Source organism: Panacibacter microcysteis (assembly GCF_015831355.1).
GTDB classification, from domain to species: Bacteria; Bacteroidota; Bacteroidia; order Chitinophagales; family Chitinophagaceae; genus Panacibacter; species Panacibacter microcysteis.
On sequence record NZ_JADWYR010000003.1, the window covers coordinates 35,964 to 55,060 of the forward strand.

Annotated in this window: 20 protein-coding genes; 9 read left to right on the plus strand and 11 right to left on the minus strand. The window is 43.3% G+C overall.

Annotated elements, in window-relative coordinates; translation table 11 throughout:
* Positions 1 to 71: 71 nt before the first annotated feature.
* A complete protein-coding gene (locus I5907_RS19510) occupies positions 72 to 839 on the minus strand; it encodes an SDR family NAD(P)-dependent oxidoreductase (protein ID WP_231402199.1) in 768 nt (255 codons plus the stop codon).
* A 90-nt stretch (positions 840 to 929) separates the two neighbouring features.
* Positions 930 to 1,313, minus strand: coding sequence for a helix-turn-helix domain-containing protein (locus tag I5907_RS19515; protein WP_196992535.1), 384 nt, complete (start codon positions 1,311 to 1,313; stop codon positions 930 to 932).
* A gap of 276 nt (positions 1,314 to 1,589) precedes the next feature.
* Here I5907_RS19515 and I5907_RS19520 point away from each other — a divergent pair, with 276 nt between their 5' ends.
* From I5907_RS19520 to I5907_RS19530, 3 genes are all read left to right on the plus strand, one after another.
* Positions 1,590 to 3,089: a fibronectin type III domain-containing protein gene (locus I5907_RS19520; protein WP_196992536.1), complete on the plus strand. Its 1,500-nt coding sequence runs from the start codon at positions 1,590 to 1,592 to the stop codon at positions 3,087 to 3,089.
* Between the two features lie 226 nt (positions 3,090 to 3,315).
* The gene (locus tag I5907_RS19525; RefSeq protein WP_196992537.1) at positions 3,316 to 3,870 is read left to right on the plus strand and encodes a fasciclin domain-containing protein; all 555 of its coding nucleotides are present in this window, start codon (positions 3,316 to 3,318) and stop codon (positions 3,868 to 3,870) included.
* 179 nt (positions 3,871 to 4,049) lie between these two features.
* Complete coding sequence (locus tag I5907_RS19530) at positions 4,050 to 4,895, plus strand: glycoside hydrolase family 16 protein (protein WP_196992538.1); 846 nt, start codon at positions 4,050 to 4,052, stop codon at positions 4,893 to 4,895.
* Positions 4,896 to 4,901: 6 nt separating this feature from the next.
* On the opposite strand, the gene I5907_RS19535 is transcribed toward I5907_RS19530, so the two are convergent.
* The 3 genes from I5907_RS19535 to folP all read right to left on the minus strand — a co-directional run bounded on the left by I5907_RS19535 (position 4,902) and on the right by folP (position 7,813).
* Positions 4,902 to 5,201, minus strand: coding sequence for a hypothetical protein (locus tag I5907_RS19535; protein WP_196992539.1), 300 nt, complete (start codon positions 5,199 to 5,201; stop codon positions 4,902 to 4,904).
* 391 nt (positions 5,202 to 5,592) lie between these two features.
* Positions 5,593 to 6,828: an ornithine--oxo-acid transaminase gene (gene rocD, locus I5907_RS19540; protein WP_196992540.1), complete on the minus strand. Its 1,236-nt coding sequence runs from the start codon at positions 6,826 to 6,828 to the stop codon at positions 5,593 to 5,595.
* A gap of 151 nt (positions 6,829 to 6,979) precedes the next feature.
* Complete coding sequence (gene folP / locus I5907_RS19545) at positions 6,980 to 7,813, minus strand: dihydropteroate synthase (RefSeq protein ID WP_196992541.1); 834 nt, start codon at positions 7,811 to 7,813, stop codon at positions 6,980 to 6,982.
* 206 nt (positions 7,814 to 8,019) lie between these two features.
* On the opposite strand from folP, the gene I5907_RS19550 reads away from it, so the two are divergent.
* The 4 genes from I5907_RS19550 (at position 8,020) to I5907_RS19565 (ending at position 11,459) form a co-directional block, all read left to right on the plus strand.
* Positions 8,020 to 8,565 (plus strand): DUF1599 domain-containing protein, encoded by a 546-nt coding sequence (locus I5907_RS19550; RefSeq protein WP_196992542.1) that lies wholly within the window; start codon positions 8,020 to 8,022, stop codon positions 8,563 to 8,565.
* A 169-nt stretch (positions 8,566 to 8,734) separates the two neighbouring features.
* Entirely contained in the window at positions 8,735 to 9,868 is a 1,134-nt protein-coding gene (locus tag I5907_RS19555; RefSeq protein WP_196992543.1) for a BT_3928 family protein, read from the plus strand.
* 13 nt (positions 9,869 to 9,881) lie between these two features.
* On the plus strand, positions 9,882 to 10,928 hold the full coding sequence (locus I5907_RS19560; RefSeq protein ID WP_196992544.1) for an ABC transporter permease: 1,047 nt from the start codon (positions 9,882 to 9,884) through the stop codon (positions 10,926 to 10,928).
* 81 nt (positions 10,929 to 11,009) lie between these two features.
* Positions 11,010 to 11,459 carry a CBS domain-containing protein gene (locus I5907_RS19565; RefSeq protein ID WP_196992545.1) on the plus strand — a complete coding sequence of 150 codons (450 nt, stop codon included), beginning with the start codon at positions 11,010 to 11,012 and terminating at the stop codon, positions 11,457 to 11,459.
* Here I5907_RS19565 and I5907_RS19570 read toward each other — a convergent pair whose 3' ends face one another.
* Positions 11,460 to 11,741: a DciA family protein gene (locus tag I5907_RS19570; protein WP_196992546.1), complete on the minus strand. Its 282-nt coding sequence runs from the start codon at positions 11,739 to 11,741 to the stop codon at positions 11,460 to 11,462. It abuts the gene before it with no gap.
* 262 nt (positions 11,742 to 12,003) lie between these two features.
* Between I5907_RS19570 and I5907_RS19575 the strand changes: the two genes are divergently transcribed.
* Entirely contained in the window at positions 12,004 to 12,525 is a 522-nt protein-coding gene (locus I5907_RS19575; RefSeq protein WP_196992547.1) for a ribosome maturation factor RimM, read from the plus strand.
* Positions 12,526 to 12,558: 33 nt separating this feature from the next.
* Here I5907_RS19575 and I5907_RS19580 read toward each other — a convergent pair whose 3' ends face one another.
* From I5907_RS19580 to I5907_RS19595, 4 genes are all read right to left on the minus strand, one after another.
* Entirely contained in the window at positions 12,559 to 13,686 is a 1,128-nt protein-coding gene (locus I5907_RS19580) for a saccharopine dehydrogenase family protein (RefSeq protein WP_196992548.1), read from the minus strand.
* 84 nt (positions 13,687 to 13,770) lie between these two features.
* Complete coding sequence (gene plsX / locus I5907_RS19585; protein ID WP_196992549.1) at positions 13,771 to 14,718, minus strand: phosphate acyltransferase PlsX; 948 nt, start codon at positions 14,716 to 14,718, stop codon at positions 13,771 to 13,773.
* A 31-nt stretch (positions 14,719 to 14,749) separates the two neighbouring features.
* Entirely contained in the window at positions 14,750 to 14,944 is a 195-nt protein-coding gene (gene rpmF, locus I5907_RS19590) for a 50S ribosomal protein L32 (RefSeq protein ID WP_196992550.1), read from the minus strand.
* A 165-nt stretch (positions 14,945 to 15,109) separates the two neighbouring features.
* Positions 15,110 to 15,667, minus strand: a complete 558-nt coding sequence (locus tag I5907_RS19595; RefSeq protein WP_196992551.1) for a YceD family protein — start codon at positions 15,665 to 15,667, stop codon at positions 15,110 to 15,112.
* A gap of 195 nt (positions 15,668 to 15,862) precedes the next feature.
* Here I5907_RS19595 and I5907_RS19600 point away from each other — a divergent pair, with 195 nt between their 5' ends.
* Positions 15,863 to 16,948 (plus strand): DUF3810 domain-containing protein, encoded by a 1,086-nt coding sequence (locus tag I5907_RS19600; protein WP_196992552.1) that lies wholly within the window; start codon positions 15,863 to 15,865, stop codon positions 16,946 to 16,948.
* A gap of 152 nt (positions 16,949 to 17,100) precedes the next feature.
* On the opposite strand, the gene dnaG is transcribed toward I5907_RS19600, so the two are convergent.
* The gene (gene dnaG, locus I5907_RS19605; RefSeq protein WP_196992553.1) at positions 17,101 to 19,023 is read right to left on the minus strand and encodes a DNA primase; all 1,923 of its coding nucleotides are present in this window, start codon (positions 19,021 to 19,023) and stop codon (positions 17,101 to 17,103) included.
* Between the last annotated feature and the right edge of the window lie 74 nt (positions 19,024 to 19,097).

The window sequence follows — 19,097 nt, forward strand, 5'->3', positions numbered from 1 at the left end:
GATCCGAAGGATCATCTCTTTGATTTTCAGCTTCCACCTTCCTTTCCAACTTATACCTTTCCTTTCCACCTTTACACATTGATCCCGCCGCTTACTTCAATGCGCTGACCGTTGATCCAGCGAGCATCTTCCGTACACAAGAAGGCTACTACGCCGCCGATATCATTTGCACTGCCCACACGGTTTAGCGGCGATAAACCTGCCAGCCTTTCTTTTAGTTGCGGGTTGTTGCGTATGGTGGCATTGTTGAAATCTGTTTCAACAGGGCCCGGTGCAACAATGTTGGCAGTAATACCTTTTGGCCCCAGTTCTCTTGCCAGGTATTTGGTCAATATTTCCATGGCACCTTTCATAGATGCATATACAGAATAACCCGGGTTGGTAAAACGTGTTGTGCCGGTGGAAATGTTTACAATACTGCCGCCTGCATTCATAATGGGTGCACATTTCTGTATGAGGAAGTACACACTTTTGAAATGTACATTTAGAAATTCATCAAAAAACTGCTCGGTCACCTGGTCAAGCGTTTTAGAGCCGCCAATACCTGCGTTGTTGATGAGGAAGTCGAAGTTGCCTGTACCAAATGTTGTACCAAGCGTTTGCTGGAAAGATTGTACAAAAACATCTAAGGTTTCAAACTTAGCCATATCGAGTTGCAATACGGCTGCATGGCCGCCGCCGGCTTGTATAGTGTTGGCAACTTCATTGGCTTCTGCTTCATTGGAGCGGTACGTAAGCACTACATCTATCCCCTTCTTTGCAAGGCTCAGCGCCATGTCTTTTCCCAATCCGCGGCTGCCGCCGGTTACTAGGGCTATTTTTCTTTGTGTTAACATCATGGAATCTTTTTGTTTGAAGCAGCAAAGTTCAATCCATGTTAACGAACAAGCATGGTGTTGGCTTAAGAAAAAATGGTGACAGTTTAAGATTTATGTGGTGGTGTAAAACCGGTCGCGGAATTTTTTTGGTGTTGTGCCGGTATAATGTTTAAAGAATTTGGTAAAGTTGGAAGGGTCGTAAGTAAGTTGTCTTGCAATGGCAGCCACACTCATATCTGTTTCGAGCAGCAATGCTTTGGAAACATTGAGCAGCCTTTCTTCATAGAGATCGCATGTAGATCTGCCGGTAACTTCTTTGATGGTATTGCTCAGGTGTACCGGGTGTACGTGCAGAATTTTTGCCAGGTCTCTTATTTCATGTGCACGATCGGTTTTACCTTCTTTAAGATCCTGCACATGTTTATCTACTTCCTGTATGTATTGTTCAGCCAGTTGCTTTTTTCTTTTGGAGATTACCGGGGCCGCTTGTACCATGTTGTAAAGTTAGAAAATCTGTGTATCAGTTAATGCACACAATTCTTTACCGCCGGTAAAAAGATTACTGGTGCAGACAGTACCCGGCGCTGCCGCATACAGTTATGCAGTACAAGAGTGCGACGCAAGAGGAGCTGAGCCATATTCAAAAGCCGGGTATATAAATTATCACAATTATCTGCCTAAACAATGTCTGCTATCATGCAGTGTTTTGATAATTGTCAGCAAAAGAAAAAATATACTGTGCTAATATTTGTATTCTAAAAAAGCAGCCTTATGAAAAAGATTTTACAATTACTTGTGCTTGCAATGTTGGCTTCGATGTGTAATGCACAAACGACTGCCGGTGTAACTGCCGGCGATACATGGCTTCAGCAGGCAAACTATGGTGGCGGTAACCGGAGTTATGCCGTAAGCTTTGTAATCAATAACAGAGCTTATGTTGGCACCGGCATTGATGCGTTTGGTTCGGTAAGAGATTTTTGGGAGTATGACCCCGCTGCCAATACGTGGACACGCAAGGCAGATTTTGGCGGTGCTGCCAGGGATGCGGCTTCTGCATTTGCGGTGAATGGTAAAGGTTATATCTGTATGGGCAAAAGCGGTGAGTATCCTTTCACCTATTACAAAGACTTGTGGGAGTATGACCCTGCAGCAGATACCTGGACAAAAAAAGCGGACTTCCCGGGTATAGACAGGGCCTATGGTACAGCCTTTTCTATAGGCAACAAAGGGTATTTTGCCTGTGGCTACCGGTACGACTACGGCCCTTACAGTGATGTTTGGGAATATGATCCGTCAGCAGATAAATGGACAAGAAAAGCTGACTATGGCGGCGGACCAACAAGTAACCCTTACGGCTTGTCTATAGGGAACAAAGGTTACATGGGTGTGGGCTGGAATGGTGGCTGGAAAAGGGATTTTTATGAGTATGACCCATCTGCAGACAAGTGGACGAGGAAGGCAGATTATGGCGGTGCCGCACGTGAGTATGTTACAGGCTTTAGCGTTGATGGCAAGGGTTATATTGGTGTTGGTTATGCCGGTACGGTATATAAAGATGTTTGGGAATACAACCCTGCCACCAACACCTGGGCACGTACAGCAGATTTCAGCGGCGGCATACGGAGCGGCAGTGTGGGCTTTGCTATCAACAACAAAGGTTATATAGGTACGGGTAACCTTGGCTCAACATTGTATGCTGATGTATGGCAGTATGTGAGTAGCAGTGTTATATGCAATGCGCCGGCAGCATTGAAAGTTACCGGCATAGCAGATACTGCCGCCGTGCTTAAATGGTCATCCGGCGGCGGAGATGTGGCCGGGTATAAAATTCGTTACCGTGCAGCAGGCACTAATACAGTTGTGAAACGTACTGTGAAAGGATCTGTAAATCATTTGCCGATCTGTGGCCTGCAACCAGGTACAACCTACGAATGGGACATGAGAAGCAACTGTAGTACAGATACATCTGCATGGGTGTGTGGACCGAGGTTCACAACTACAAGCGGCTCCGTTGCGGGAATAAGTATAATGCCTAATCCAACCAACGGGTTATTTACCGTACACCTGCTGGCTGGTAATACTTATGAGCCAACCATTATGCGTTTGTACAACAATACCGGCAGGCTGGTGTGGCAGATGAATGCAGGTATACTTCCGGGAAATGTGAACAGGGTCGTAACACTTCCTTCAACCATATTACCAGGTATTTATTCGTTTACGGTAGAAAGAAAAAATGTTGTGTATAAACACCAGCTTATAATAAACAGGTAATGGGGGTTATATTGTTTATCAAAGCCGCTCTTTTCGAAGAGCGGCTTTTTTGTTGTGTATTACCGGCAGGCAATACCATGGGTTGCATATGTAGTTCCTTTCACAAATATTTTTTAAATACCCAAAACCGGATGATTTCGTACGACGTATTTAAACTGTGCTTTACATGTAACACGCAACAATCAATTAATAAACATTGCTCCTGGATAGCAAAAAATTTAAACGTATGAAATTCGCAAAATTGTTCACATTTATTTTAGGCACGGTAATAATCTCTGCAACAGTAAACGCACAGGAAAAAACAGTAGAAGTAGGTGGCGCACCTATGTATCCATCCAAGAACATCGTGGAGAATGCTGTTAATTCAAAAGACCATACCACGTTGGTGGCTGCGGTAAAAGCTGCAGGGCTGGTGGAGACACTACAGGGTGCCGGTCCTTTCACGGTATTTGCGCCAACAAACGAGGCATTTGATAAACTTCCTAAAGGTGCCGTTGATAACCTGCTAAAACCCGAAAACAAAGCTACCCTTACGAAAGTACTTACTTACCATGTAGTAGCGGGTAGGTACGATTCCAAAGCCATTGCAGCGCTGATAAAAGCCGGTAATGGTAAAGCAACTTTGAAAACAGTAAGCGGCGGAGAACTGATGCTTTCTATGAAAGGCTCAGGCCTTGTTATTACAGATGAGAAAGGTAATATGGCGATGGTTACGATCAAAGATGTGTATCAGAGCAATGGTGTGATACACGTTATTGATACAGTAGTTATGCCGAAGTAATTTATTCGTGATCACGACCTTTTAAAACCAAGGGCACCCGTAAGGGTGCTTTTTGTTTTTTAGTGTAACATGAATCTTCGGATAACATCTTTCCCGGCCGGTGATGAAAAGTTGTATTTTACAACCTTTAAAAGAATTGTACGATGCTGCAACGATTATTACCAGCCTTTTCTGTGTGTATGTGTTTGACAACGATGGCCCAACCCGGCGATCCATACAAACCTTCTTTTGATGCACCTGCAGAAAAGGCAGGTTATAAACTGGTATGGCATGATGAATTTGATATGGATGGAAAGCCGGACAGTGACAACTGGAAGTTTGAAAATGGCTTTGTGAGAAACGAGGAACTGCAATGGTACCAGCCGGGGAATGCAACTTGCGCCAACGGCGTGCTGGTGATTGAGGGTAGGAGGGAGCAGGTAAAAAATAATAATCATCAGCCTGGGGCAACTGACTGGCGGCTGAACAGGCCTTTTGCTGAATACACTTCAGCAAGTTTAAAGACCAGCGGTTTACACCAATGGTTGTTTGGTGTATTTGAAATACGCGCCAGGATTGATACCGCGAAAGGTTCATGGCCGGCAATATGGACGTTGGGAATAAACGGCGAATGGCCATCTAACGGGGAGATTGATTTAATGGAGTTTTACAGGGTAGATCACCAGCCAACAGTGCTTGCCAATACCGCATGGGGCACAGCTAAACGCTATACGGCTAAATGGAACACCAAACGGATACCGTTAGCATATTTTACTGCAAAAGACAGTAACTGGATAAATAAATTTCATGTATGGAAAATGGAATGGACAAAAGACGCCATCAAACTTTTCCTGGATGATGAACTGCTTAACACAACAGTACTAACAACAACCGTTAACCCCAATGGTATCAATCCTTTTCTGCAGCCACACTTTTTGTTACTCAATCTTGCCTTGGGTGGTAATGGCGAAGATCCTGATGCAGCTACTAACCTGGTAAAATATGAAGTAGATTATGTAAGAGTGTATCAGCCAAAAGAAAGGTAAAGCAGCTTAAACCAGTTCATGCCCTTCGCCCTCAGCGGCTACGGTTTTCTTTTTTTCCGTTTCTTCTATGGCAATTTTTATAAAAGTTTTCAGCAGCGGGTTAATAGAAGTGTTTTCAGGCATATCGTACCAGTTGCCTTCTTTGGTGCGGTAAAGTTTACCAATCAGTTCGTCGTTGTCAGATTTGTAGATGGCATATTCCTGTAAAGTAGCCTTTACAATACCTAAAGGGTTTTCCGCATTTGCGTAGGAAATGGTGTAGTAATATTGGTTGCCGTCTTTCGCTGTGATCTCCTTCTTATCCATGTTGTTAGCTTGGAATGCAATAATAATGATTCGGGCATATATCGGCGGTATTTATTTGTGCACAAAGTGCCGGGATAAATTAAAAATACCTGAAGATGGGCGTTTTGTCAGTTTAGCACACGTAAAGGTGCGGTGTTAGCATTGCCCATTGGCAGCAATGGTTTTAACCGGCCAGATATAGTTTCCCTTGCAGGCGGTTGTTATTGAATATAAGAGCAAATGTACAATTGTCTCCCGGTTGTGCAGGCTGCTACAGGTATTTTTTGTTGCGGGGGTTGGTGCTGCCCAACGAACAGAACGTACAAGAGTGCGACGCAACAAAAGTTTCATTCATTTACTGCAGCCTGGCCAATACAATAAAAAAATATCCCGCCTCAACGGCGGGATGTTTTTATGCAAGTATTGTTAATGATTTTTCGATTATGCCCACACATTCATGCACCTGTTCTGCAGTGATGAGCAATGGTGGCGCGAACCTGATTTTATCGCCATGTGTAGGTTTTGCCAGCAGGCCATTTGCTTTCAGTTCAAGGCACAGCTCCCACGCTGCATCAGGGTTGCTGTGCGACACCACAATGGCGTTTAACAGGCCCTTGCCCCTGATGGTAGTAATAAATGGTGATTGCAATTGCTTCAGCATGTTGCGGAAAAGTTCGCCCATAGCAGCGGCATTATCTGTCATGTTTTCTTCTTTCAATACTTTCAACGATTCTATGGCCACGGCACAGGCCAGCGGGTTACCGCCATAAGTAGAACCGTGTTCGCCTGGTTTTATATTGAGCATGATATCGTTGTTTGCAAGTACGGCAGACACGGGTATAGTGCCACCACTCAATGCTTTGCCGAGTATAAGTATATCCGGCTTTACATTTTCATGATCGCATGCAAGCATTTTGCCGGTACGGGCCAAACCTGTCTGAATTTCATCTGCAATCATAAGTACATTGTATTCATTGCAAAGTGCACGAATGCCCTGTATGTAACCATCAGCAGGTACTTTTACGCCTGCCTCACCCTGTATGGGTTCAAACAGGAAACCAGCCACATTTTTATCCTGCATGGCTTTTTCCAGGGCGGGTAAATTGTCGTACTCCACCACTTCAAAACCGGGCATAAAAGGACCAAACTTTGTATAAGAAGAAGGATCTGTACTAAAGGAAATGACGGTGCTGGTGCGGCCATGAAAATTTTGCTCACACACAATGATCTTTGCTTTGTTCTCTTCAATGCCTTTGTTTACGTAACCCCAGCGGCGTGCAAGTTTGATGGCTGTTTCCACCGCCTCTACACCTGTATTCATGGGTAACACTTTATCGAAACCAAAGTAGCTGGTAATAAACTGCGCATACTCGCCCAGCAGGTTACTGTGAAATGCCCTTGAAGTAAGCGTAAGCTTTTGTGCCTGTTCAATAAGTTTATGAATAATACGCGGATGACAGTGGCCCTGGTTTACGGCCGAGTAACCACTTAGAAAATCGTAGTAACGTTTGCCATCTACATCGTAGAGAAAAACGCCATCGCCGCGTTCGAGCACTACAGGTAATGGATGATAATTGTGTGCGCCAAATTCTTCTTCCAGGTGAAGGTAATGCGCAGTTTTTTGCGACATAGAGGTATGCGTAAGCATCAGCAGAAATTTTTTAAATGAATGATTTGAATTACATGCGGAAACAGGCAACATCAACAGTTGCCGGAATAATTACCACGCAGTTCGGTGAAAGAGAAAATCTAAATTGAGACTGAGAAAATGCATAGAATGTAATTCGGCTGCAAACATACTATTTTTCCCCGTAATATGCCTGCACCAGTTTTATGGTTTCTGCGGCTTCTTTTACATCGTGCACACGCAGTATAGACGCACCGTTCAGCAAACTTACCGTGTTTAGCACTGTGGTGCCGTTGAGCGCTTCTTCCGGTTGTATTTGCAAGGTTTTATAAACGGTTCCTTTGCGGGACAGGCCCGCCAGTATTGGTTTTTCCAGCATGCTTAGTACAGAAAGACCACGCAGCAGTTCAAAGTTTTGTGCAATTGTTTTGCTAAAGCCAAAACCGGGATCTATTATGATATCTGTAATACCGGCAAGCCTGCAGGCAGCTATTCTTTCAATAAAATATTCCAGCACTTCCTGTACAATATTTTCGTACTGTGTAAACTGCTGCATGGTTTGCGGTGTGCCTTTCATGTGCATGCATATAAATGGTGTTTGCAGTTTTGCGGCTGTTGGCAGCATGGCAGCATCAAGCATACCACCGCTGATGTCGTTTATAACAGAAGCGCCTGCTGCCACGGCTTTTTCGGCCACTGATGCATAGTAAGTGTCTACCGAAAGAACGGTGCCGGGAAAAGTATGGTGCAAGGCTTCTATAACCGGAAGCACCCGCTCTGCTTCTGTTTGTGCTGTTACCTGCTCACTACCCGGCCGTGTACTCTGCCCGCCAATATCGAGTATTACTGCTCCCTCACTGATCATCTTTTCGGCCTGATGCAAAGCGCCCTCAATGGTTTGTTGCCTGCTGCCGCTAAAAAATGAATCGGGCGTTGTATTGATAATGCCCATTACCACAGGTTGTGTAATGCTTAATAATCTTCCGCGGCAGTTAAGTGTAAACATTGTTGGCTTTCCTTTATTTTTGAGCGCAGTAACCTGCTGTAACAGGCACAGGTTGTAAAGTTAAGTATCGGCTGAAGGATGTACAAAGTGCATCGTTTTTGCGCTTCGGTCTTCGCATTGCTGAGTTCAGCTTCCACAGTACAAGAGTGCGACGCAACGATGCTCCATACTTATGCAACAGCCGGGTACAAAAACCTGATATCAACATGAGCAATACGAATGTACAGTTTGATGAGGCGATAAAAAGCTGTAAAGATATTTTTATAAAAAAAACAAAAGATTACGGCACATCGTGGCGTGTGTTGCGCACCATCAGCGTGGTTGACCAGATATTCATTAAAGCACTGCGCATACGAACAATACAGGAAAAGAGAGAGCAAAAAGTGGGCGATGATATTGCCAGTGAATTCAGGGGTATTATTAATTATGCGGTAATTGGTCTGATACAATTAAAGCTTGCAAAGCCTCTGGTAGAAGACGTTCCGGCAGAAACTGTGGGTGACTGGTACGATGAGCAGGTGACGCTTACAAAGCAGTTGATGATGGATAAAAACCACGACTATGGCGAAGCATGGAGAGATATGAGCCAGCAGAGTTTTGCAGATCTGATACTGGTAAAGCTGTTGCGCATAAAGCAAATACTGGCAAACGATGGCAAAACACTTATCAGCGAAGGTATAGATGCCAATTATATTGATATACTCAACTACGCCGTGTTTGCGTTAATTCTTATTGGTGAAGGAAAGCATTAAGCAAATGATGAGCCCGGCTGCAGTAAGGCTGATCACCGTTCCTTGCGTCGCACTCTTGTACAGTATATCTTTTGGCAGCAGCTCCGGTACTACCGGCGCACTGCATCATCATACTGTTTTTTTGGCTCATCGCAATTCATAGAAAACAAAAACTTTTAAACCTGGATCAATGAAAACATTACTGGTCATCATTCGGTGGATTGTTGGGTTACTGTTTATTTTTTCCGGGCTTGTAAAAGCAAATGACCCGCTGGGCCTTAGTTATAAAATGCAGGAGTTTTTCGAGGTCTGGGGCCTTACCGGTCTGAATGATTATACGCTTGCATTGTCTCTTATCATGAACATCTTTGAGGTACTGGCAGGCGTAGCGGTAATCATTGGCTGGCGCATGAAACTGTTTAGCTGGCTGTTGTTGTTGCTCATTGTCTTTTTTACTTTTCTTACCGGTTACGCCGCGCTGTCAGGCAAAATAAAAACCTGTGGCTGCTTTGGTGATTGTATTCCGCTTACGCCTGTCGCTTCTTTTATAAAAGATGTGGTGTTGCTAATATTGATACTTATCCTTTTTATAAACAGGAAAAATACTGTTTCTGCTTTGTCTGCACCGCGGGCAATGTTTGTCTTGATTGGTTGCATTATAGCGGTTGCTTTCTTTCAGCAATATGTTATGACCTATTTGCCGGTAAAAGATTGCCTGCCATTCCGGGTGGGTGCAAATATTGTGGAGAATATGAAAGTGCTTCCCGGTCATGCAGATATTTACGAGTTAACATTCAGGTATAAAAAAGACGGAAAGGAAATGGAATTTTCTGCTGAGCAACTTCCGGCTGACCTTGATTCAACTTACGAGTTTATCGATCGCTACCAGAAACTGGTAAAAGCAGGGGAGCAGCCCAAAATTGTTGACTTTGCGCTACAGAATGAAGACGGTGCAGATACCACAGTTGCTGTTCTTAACCAGGGCTACGACTATGTAATGGTATTTGTGAACGACTTTACGGGTAAGCAGGATTGGCTGAATAAAGATTTTGATAGTCTTAATAATATGCTTGCATCCAAAAGATTGCCGTTGTTTGTAGTAACCTCGAGAAAAGAAGATGCGCAGGCTGCCCTGGCCGGTAAAAAAAATGTAACCATTCTTACCTGCGATGGAACGGTAATAAAGACTGCTGCAAGAGTAAACCCTACCTATTTTGTAATGAACATGGCCAATATAAAAGGCAAATACAGTTATGCAGAGGTAGATGAAGTGATAGCAAAGGTTAAAACGGCTGCGCCTAAATCTCCTGACCTCGACTTTTAATAAGTCACAATACATGCTGAGCTTAATTATAAAAAAACTGTTGTACGGACTACTGGTGTTGTTCGGTGTTGTTGTGCTGGTGTTTTTTTTGTTCCAGGGTTTTGGAGATCCTGCCCGGCTGGTAATCGGGCAGACAGGCGATAGCGCCACGATCAATAATATTCGCAAGGAGCTTGCACTTGATCAACCCAAATGGAAACAGTTTGTCCTGTATCTGAATGATATTTCGCCAATAGGTGTTTACAGCAAACAGGAAATTGAGGCGCGTTCGCTTAAAGGTATTTTTATTGGCGGTACTACGAAGTTTGCAATTAAGTTTCCTTACCTCCGGCGCTCGTATCAAACAAGAAAAGAAGTATCTGCTGTGTTAGCGGAGGCATTGCCAGGCACATTGGTGCTGGCTTTAACAGCCATGCTTATTGCAACCGTATTGGGTGTGCTGCTGGGCACACTGGCCGCTGTAAAACAGCATACGTGGATGGATACATCCGCCATTTTTGTAAGCATACTGGGTATTTCCGCACCATCTTTTTTTATGGGTATTGTGCTTGCCTACCTGTTTGGTTTTGTATTTACAGGTATCACCGGTTTACACATGACTGGCAGTTTATATGAGTATGATGTTTTCGGGGGTAAACAGTTAGCGTTGCGCAACCTGCTGCTCCCTGCTATAACACTGGGTATTCGTCCGCTGGCAATTATTACACAGCTTACACGCAGTGCGATGCTCGATGTATTAGGCATGGACTATATAAGAACCGCCTATGCCAAAGGCCTGGGAAAAAAGGCGGTGATATTCAGGCATGCGCTGCGTAATGCACTTAATCCTGTTGTTACTGCTATTACCGGCTGGTTTGCCGAACTACTGGCCGGCGCTTTCTTCGTTGAATACATCTTCGGCTGGAAAGGCATTGGTAAAGTAACTGTTGATGCGCTTGAAAAGCTGGACTTTCCTGTTGTAATGGGTAGCGTGCTGCTTACCGCTACATTCTTTATAATTGTGAATATACTGGCAGACGTTTTATACAGCGTTATTGACCCCCGCGTACGTATTCAGTGACCATAAGCAACAACCGTACTGATGGCCGTCATACTTTTCCCAGACCGCCCGGGATATTTTTGATATTCAAAATCAACTTCCATGCGCAGCGTCAAAGAAATTCTTCAGCAGAAAGGACCACAGTTCAATTTCATTGCTCCAGGCCGTACTGTTATTGAAGCCATCAACCTGATGAAGACCGAGAATATCAGCTATCTGATTGTAAGAGAGAATGGAAACTACCTGGGCATTGTCTCAGAGCGGGATTATACACATAAAGTTATTCTCCTGGATAAACATTCTGATACTACGCTTGTAAAAGATATCATGAGTAAAGATTTGCCGGTAACAGGTTTAAATGATACAGCAGATCAATGCATGGTGTTGATGAATTCTTCTAAAAGCCGTTACCTGCCGGTGTTTGATGGGATGGAATTTCAGGGTGTAATTACCATTCACGATCTTATGCGGGAAGCGATTGCAGAACATGAAAAACACGGTGCGGCGCCACAAGAGCATCATGAGAAACTGATGCGTGATTACTGGATATAATTATCTTATTACCACTTCACGAATATATTTCTCGCCCATCGCTTCATTGATGCGATCAATGATTGCTTCCTTCTGGTATACCAGTTCGTTCTTCAACGGACCTACAGCGGTCTGTATAAAAAGGGTTTGGTTGATCAGCTCAATTTTGTCAGTGTATTTCGCAATGGTTTTACCCATAACCTGCTCCCATACACTCTCAATCTGTACTGCGCGAATGCCATTTTTAAGTTTACTTTTTTCAATAAACTGTTTCATCGCATCGCCAATATTCAGTTGTGCCATGTCGTAAAATTATATACAAAGCGGTAGCACATTTTATTTTTTATCTCGTAATTTTTATGTACCCGGGAGTTGTTTTTTTAGGTATATTTTTTTTGACTGTACATCTGTTCCCTTGATGTTCTTGAAAGTCTTTTTCGAACACCTGGCTAAATCGTAGGCTCTTGTATCCACAAAACATACCTTTTTATCATACACCTTTTACCATATACCATCAACCATACACCTTGTCTCTTGTTTCATTCTTCAGTAGCTTTGCTGCGCAATGAACAACGATTACATTAATATTGGTAAAATAGTAGGTGTACACGGTTTAACCGGGGAGGTACTGGTTAAACATGCATTAGGCAAAAAGACAACATTCAGGCAGGGAGAGGTTATTTTTGTGGAACAGGTTAAAGGTTCTTACCTGCCGCACTTTGTGGCCACCGCAAAAGCCAAAACTGCCGAAGAAACGATTGTTCATTTTGACGATGTTGATTCTAGAGAGAAAGCCCTGAAATTTATTAAAAAACCTGTGTGGTTAGCGCACGATGATTTTGAAAGATATGCAGCTAAAAACTCGCCTATTGCACTACTTGGTTTTATGTTGTTTAACGATGGTGAGCAGCTTGGAATAATCGATGAAGTAATTGAGCAGCCACACCAGGTTTTGCTGACCGTTATGATAAATGGCAAAGAGGCACTGATTCCGCTTCATGAAGAGACGCTTGACAATATTGACCGCACAAAAAGGGAAGTGCATGTAACACTTCCCGATGGTTTACTCGAAATTTATTTATCCTGATAACAGGTACGCAGCAGGGCTGTTTCAACTTTATTAATATTCCCGTTTTATCCAGCGTACGTTCCTGTCTTTGAGGTAGTGCATGATGTAATCAAATACGCGTTTGTCATCTGCAATCAATTCCGGTGGAAATACTCCTTTTTTTGTAATCAATCCATCCGCAAATGCATTGGCTGCAGCGGTACATGTATAGCCGGTTGTACGGGACATAGAAGATGTTTTCGACTCGGGATCAAACTTATCAAGCATGGTATATTCAACGGTTTTGCCGGCGTCACCGATCTTACCTTTTACCACAACTTTCATTACGGTAAATTCTTCTTCCTCCGCACCAAGTTTCCATTCTTTTAATAAAATGGCCGCAGTATAATCAATCGGCCTGATGGATGCACCTTTATAATCAATTATTTCTTCTGAAAAAAAACCACTTCGTTGTAACGCAACAATCAAAGCCGCGTGACCGGGATAGCGTAATGTTTTTTCTTTTAAGTTAGGAACATGCGGCATGGTATATAAAATAGAGCGAAGGCCGTCAGTATTAAAACACTCCAGTGTTCCTATCTCATCAAAGTCCATCAGTTCAATTTCTGTCATGGCAGGCTTTGTAACAATTTGCCCGTTTTCCTTTAAACGCGCAGGTCTTGTGTATTCTTCCACCACATCAATTGGCGAGAAAGGCGCTTTATATTCAAAAGGCTTTCTTCTTGTTTTGGGCAGGCCACCTACATAACATTCAAAACTGTCGATTTTCATTACCGTATTGTAATAACCAATAACAAGGTTACTTACGCCAGGCGCTACACCACAGTCAGTTATCGCAGTTACATTTTTTTGTCTGGCCAGTCCATCCAGTTCAAGCGCATCTTCAGGAAAGAACGAAATATCTACCACATTTTTTCCGGCTTCTATCACAGCTTTCAATACATTAAAACCCATAAATCCCGGTACGGCGGTAATCACCAGGTCAAATGGCTGAAGCAGGGCGGGGTAGTTTTCATAAGCGGAAAGGTCGGTTTGTATGGTTTGTATGTGTGTAGATTTTGATTGTAATGTGGCCAGCGCATGTTCGCTTGCATCAAAAGATGTAACAGCATGTTTTTGCGCAAGATCCAATGCCATAGTTCTGCCAACCATGCCGCTGCCTAATACTGCTATTTTCATATGCGAATAATTTAAAGTGGGCAAATCTAATAAAGAAAGCCCGATACAACACCTGCTGCGCAGGCTTATTCAAAACAGGAATAATTATGCGGAAAAACTTTGCTGGATATTTGCGCAGAGATTTGTTTCGATCATTTTTTCTGCAGTGCTGATCATGTTCATAAAAGCTTTGTCGTTGCTTATGCCATGGCCGATTACAACAGGTTTCGCCACGCCAAGTACAGGCGTGCCCCCATACTGTTCATAATGAAAACGGTTGAAATATTCATCATCATGTACATTGCGGTTGAGCGCCACATCGTATACAGACTCTGCCAGTTTAAGAATAACGTTGCCCGTAAAGCCATCGCAAACAATCACATCGGCTTTATCCTGGAAAACGTCACGGCCTTCTATGTTGCCTGCAAAATTGATCTTCGTGTTTTCTTTCAGCAGTGGGTAAGTCTCTTTGCAAAGCTGGTTACCTTTCCCTTCTTCTTCACCCACATTCAATAATCCTACCCGTGGATTTTCAATGTTAAGGATGTGCTGTGCATATTGGCTGCCCAGAATGGCAAAATGGTTAAGGTGTTCGGGTTTGCAATCTACATTCAAGCCAACATCCAGTAGTAATCCTGTGGCGCCGTTAAGTTTAGGCACAATCGTAGGAATGGTTGGCCTGGATACACCATCGATGGTTTTAATGGTGTACATGGTGGCTACAAGCATTGCGCCGGTATTTCCTGCACTAATAAAAGCATCTACCATGCCTTTGGATAGTAAACCGAAACCAACAGAGATGGAGGAATTTGGTTTTTCCTTTAAGGCCCTTGTGGGGGGCTCGTGGTAACCAATAATTTCCGGCGCATGAATGAGCCTGAGGTTACTGTTCCCACTTAGTTTATATTCATCAAAAAGAGGCTTCAACTGAGCCTCATCACCTATACAAAATATAGTAGCCGGACGTGAAGTACCCGACAGATAAATCTGCAAACCCTTCACCGCTTCAAGCGGAGCAAAGTCGCCACCCATCATGTCAAAAGCAATATTCATGTCCGGCAAGCTATGGAATATATTTTAAAGATTAAGCTTTCAATGGTGCTTTTTCAGCTACCAACTTACCCTTATAATATAATTTGCCTTCGCTTACATGTGCGCGGTGGCGTACATGTGTTTCACCCGTTGTGGTGTCTTTGCTTAATGTTACAGACTCAGCAATATAATGCGTTCTTCTCTTTGCGCTGCGCTGCTGTGAATGTCTGCGCTTTGGATTTGGCATAACTCAAAGTTTTATACTTCTAAAAATTTCGTTTCTTTTTTGGGTTGTGAGCCGGCTGCATTACTACTTTCAGCTTCCGTTGTGTCACTCACTTGTACGTTCTGTTCTTTATGCAACACGTGCACTACCATCTTACCATCACCCACCGGTTCAACGCCGGGCTATTTATTCTTCTTCCAGGTTTTTGAATTTCTCCAGGCCTTTCCACACATTGTTAGACTGCTGTTGTTCCTGTGTGGCATCTTTTTGCATCTGCTGCAGTTTTGCCAGCACGTCTTTATTGCACTGCGGTCCGCCAATTTCATCTTCGGCACACATTTTCTGCATTGGTATGCTCAGCGTAACGAACTCGTAAATCCAGTCTGCTACATAAATGTGGCTTTCTGTTTTACTGATGTAATATACATCAGGGTCTTCTTCCTGTTCGTTCAGCACCTCTGGTTCATCTACCAGTTTAATGGTTATTCTAAACTCGTCCCAAAGCTGTATTTGCAAATCGTTACCACACCGGTCGCAATTAACATCTGCGGCACCATCCACATCAAACTTCAGCATCATGAACGAATTACTTTTTTCCAGCTCCAATTTTATTTTCGCCTTGCAATTGGAAAAATCCTGCTCACCGTATTGTTTAAAGAACTTATCGTCAACCTCGTATTCAAAGTGATGAATACCCGGTTTTAATCCCACAAAAGCAATTTCATACGCTCTCCGGTTGTTCATATGCACTTTTTTTGGGGTGGCAAAGGTAACAGAAAAAATTATTCTATCCAAAGGAATATCAAAGGTCTTTAAAATCAATTTGCACAAAGGTGCATAAGTGCGTTTGCGCCATATACCAACTGATTTTCAATCTTTAAAGCTTTAGAAACATAAAATTAATGATTTTAGCAGCCCCAAAAGGGTTAATAATTCTGTATGGCAATGGAAAACAGCAGGAAAAAATGGTTGGGTTTATTGCTGCCTTTGGCGCTTTTTATATGCATCAATATCGTCGCTTTTTTCCCTACAGTGGTGGAGCGGTATTATTCATCCGGCATTTACACCTACATAAGCATTTTGCTTCGGTTGTTGTTTGGCTGGCTGCCTTTCAGCATGGGCGATATATTGTACAGTCTTGCAGTCATCTGGCTGATAATAAGACTATGGAAAACTTTAAAAGCCATCATTACAAAAAAGGTTACCGGGCAGAGCTTCCTGGCATCTCTAAGAAGAACCCTGGCAGTTGTACTATGGGTAAACGTTTTTTTTTACAGTTTATGGGGGCTTAATTACGACCGCCTTGGCATAGCCTACCAGTTAAAGCTGGACCGTGTTGAATACAACACTGCAGACCTGCAGCAGCTAACCACCTCTCTCATTGAACAGGTGAATAGCACAAGATTGAGTTTGGGAGATAGTGTGGCATACCCCGGCAACAAAGAGATGTTTGGCATGGCTGTACAATCTTATAAAAAGGCACAACAAAAATTTTCTTTTCTCGACTATAGAGCCACGAGTGTAAAAAGTTCTATGTGGGGCTGGCTGGGCAATTACACGGGTTTTCTGGGTTATTATAACCCGTTTAGTGCAGAGGCGCAGGTAAATACTACCGTGCCGCGTTTTGTTATACCTTTTACCGTGTGCCACGAAATTGGCCACCAGCTCGGCTATGGTTCAGAAGATGAAGCAAATTTTTCAGGCTATTTGGCCGCAACTGCCTCTGCCGATGAACGTTTCCGGTATTCTGCGTATTTCGATTTATTCAGCTATGCCAACAGGGAATTGTTTTACAAAGACTCTGCTGCCGCACGGGCCAACTATAAAATGCTGGATACATTGGTGAGAAAAGACGTGCAGGAATACAAACGTTTTATTTTAAAACATGAAAACGACATAGAGCCGCTTATAACGCTTATTTATGGAAAATACCTTGAGGCAAACAACCAGCCCAATGGTTTAAAGACATACAATGAGGTGGTTGGCTGGCTTATTGCGTACCGAAAAAAATACGGTGACTTATAACTCGTGCAACGCAAATAACCAATGAAGTTGAATATTGGAAAAAGGGCCTGGTTGGTTACGGTTGCGCAGACTGTATAAGTGCTGCATAAAGAACCGAACGTACAAGTGAGTGACACAACCGCAGCTTAATAGTAGCAGTGCAGCCGGCTCAATTATTTTAGATAAACCGTACGCATTTCCTGCGCCAGCTTTTGTTCTATTTCTTTCAGTTGTTTGTAAATGGTAATGAGCGATATGTATTTCTCTTCGTTTTTTTCCCTGCTTAGCTCATCTTCCAGTTCCAGGTACATACGTTTTATTTTTCGCAATTTATATATGCCCAATGCGGAGTTGATGACGGTGCTTATATCGCTGTCGAGTTTTACGGTATAGCCTTCCATGCGGCGGCCCCAGTCGTGCAACTCGTAAGCAAAATGCAACAGGCCCGCCACAAAAGCGTTCATCTCCGGTTCGCTGCTGTACAAAAATGTTTTCGAATCTATCCTGCCATTGGTGTGCAGCATGTCAAAATAAGCTTCAGCAATTTTGTCGAGCTTTTCATTCTTTAAATGAAACTCCTGTAGTACTTCATAAATAGCATCTGCCACCGTTTTATCTTCTGTAAGTATTTCGTTGCCGTACTCTATTAACCGCTTCACAATTTCTCTTTCCTGGAACTCATCTTCCATTAAAAGATTTACAGTATCATCTGCTGCCTGTTCACTTTTTTGCGATTCTATAATGCGTGCATCGTTGGCCGCACTTTTCTTCTCGTCTTTCGAAATTCTGTCGCGTATAAACTTGTTTACAAGATTGGTAAAACCACTCTCGTCAATTTTAAGTATTGAAACGCTTTGCCTGATATATTCCTGCTGCTTGGTAAAATCTTCTGCCTTATTGATCCTGCTGATGGTTTCTGCAATATGGTTAACCACTTCATTCTTCCTGTTTACGTCATTGCCTGCTTCTTTCAGCATTACTTCCAGTTGGAAAAGAATGAAATCTTTCTTATTCTCCGCAACAAAATCTTTGAAGCCCTGTGCACCAACCAGCCGCACATAACTGTCAGGGTCTTCCTTGTCCGGGATCAGCACCAGTTGTACATTAAGGCTTTCTTCCAGTGCCATGTCAAGGCCACGCAATGCCGCCTTTACGCCTGCTGCATCGCCGTCATATACGATGGTTAGATTGTTGGTGTATTTTTTTATCAGCCGCAATTGGTCTGTGGTAAGCGATGTGCCGCCACTGGCCACTACATTTTCCACGCCGGCCTGCGCCAGGGAGATCACGTCTGTATAGCCTTCTACCAGTAGGCATTCATCGCTGCGGTCAATGGCCTGCCGCGCAAAATATAAACCATACAGAATTTTACTTTTGATGTACAGTTCATTCTCGGGCGTATTAATATATTTGGGTGCTTTATCGGCTTTGCCAATAACCCTTGCGCCAAAGCCAATAATTTTCCCCGAATTGTTGTGTACCGGGAAGATGATCCTGTTCCGGTAATTATCTGCCAGCTCCTCGTACCGGTTCACCACCAGGCCGGATTTAAGCAACACTTCTTCACTAAACTGGTGCTGCAGCGCATGTTTTGCAAACACATCTCTTGCCTGTGGGTTATAACCAACCTGGAACTTATGCAGCGTCTCGTGCGTAAAACCCCTTTCTTCAAGATAGCTGAGTGCTATGTTGCCACCTTCTTCGGTTTCAAAAAGCTGTTGGGCAAAAAACTTTTGTGCAAAAGCATTCAGGATATACAAACTCTCAGCCACCTGTTGCTGCTGCTTTACTTCATCACTTACCTGTGTTTCCTCCACCTCTACATTGTAACGTGTGGCAAGCCAGCGCAGTGCTTCCACATAGCTGATCTTCTCATGCTCCATCAAAAATGTAATGGTATTGCCGCTTTTGCCGCAACCGAAGCACTTATAAATTTCTTTCGCCGGAGATACTGTAAAAGATGGCGTTTTTTCACCATGAAAAGGACAAAGCCCTAAGTAATTGGCACCTCTTTTTTTCAGTTTAATAAATTCACCAATCACATCAATAATATCAATGCGCGATGTAATTTGCTGTATCGTATTCGGCGTAATCATTGCATGACAAAAGACTGCGAATTTATGCAATTAATTATTGTGCGGGCTGCATTACTACTATTAAGCGCCTGTTG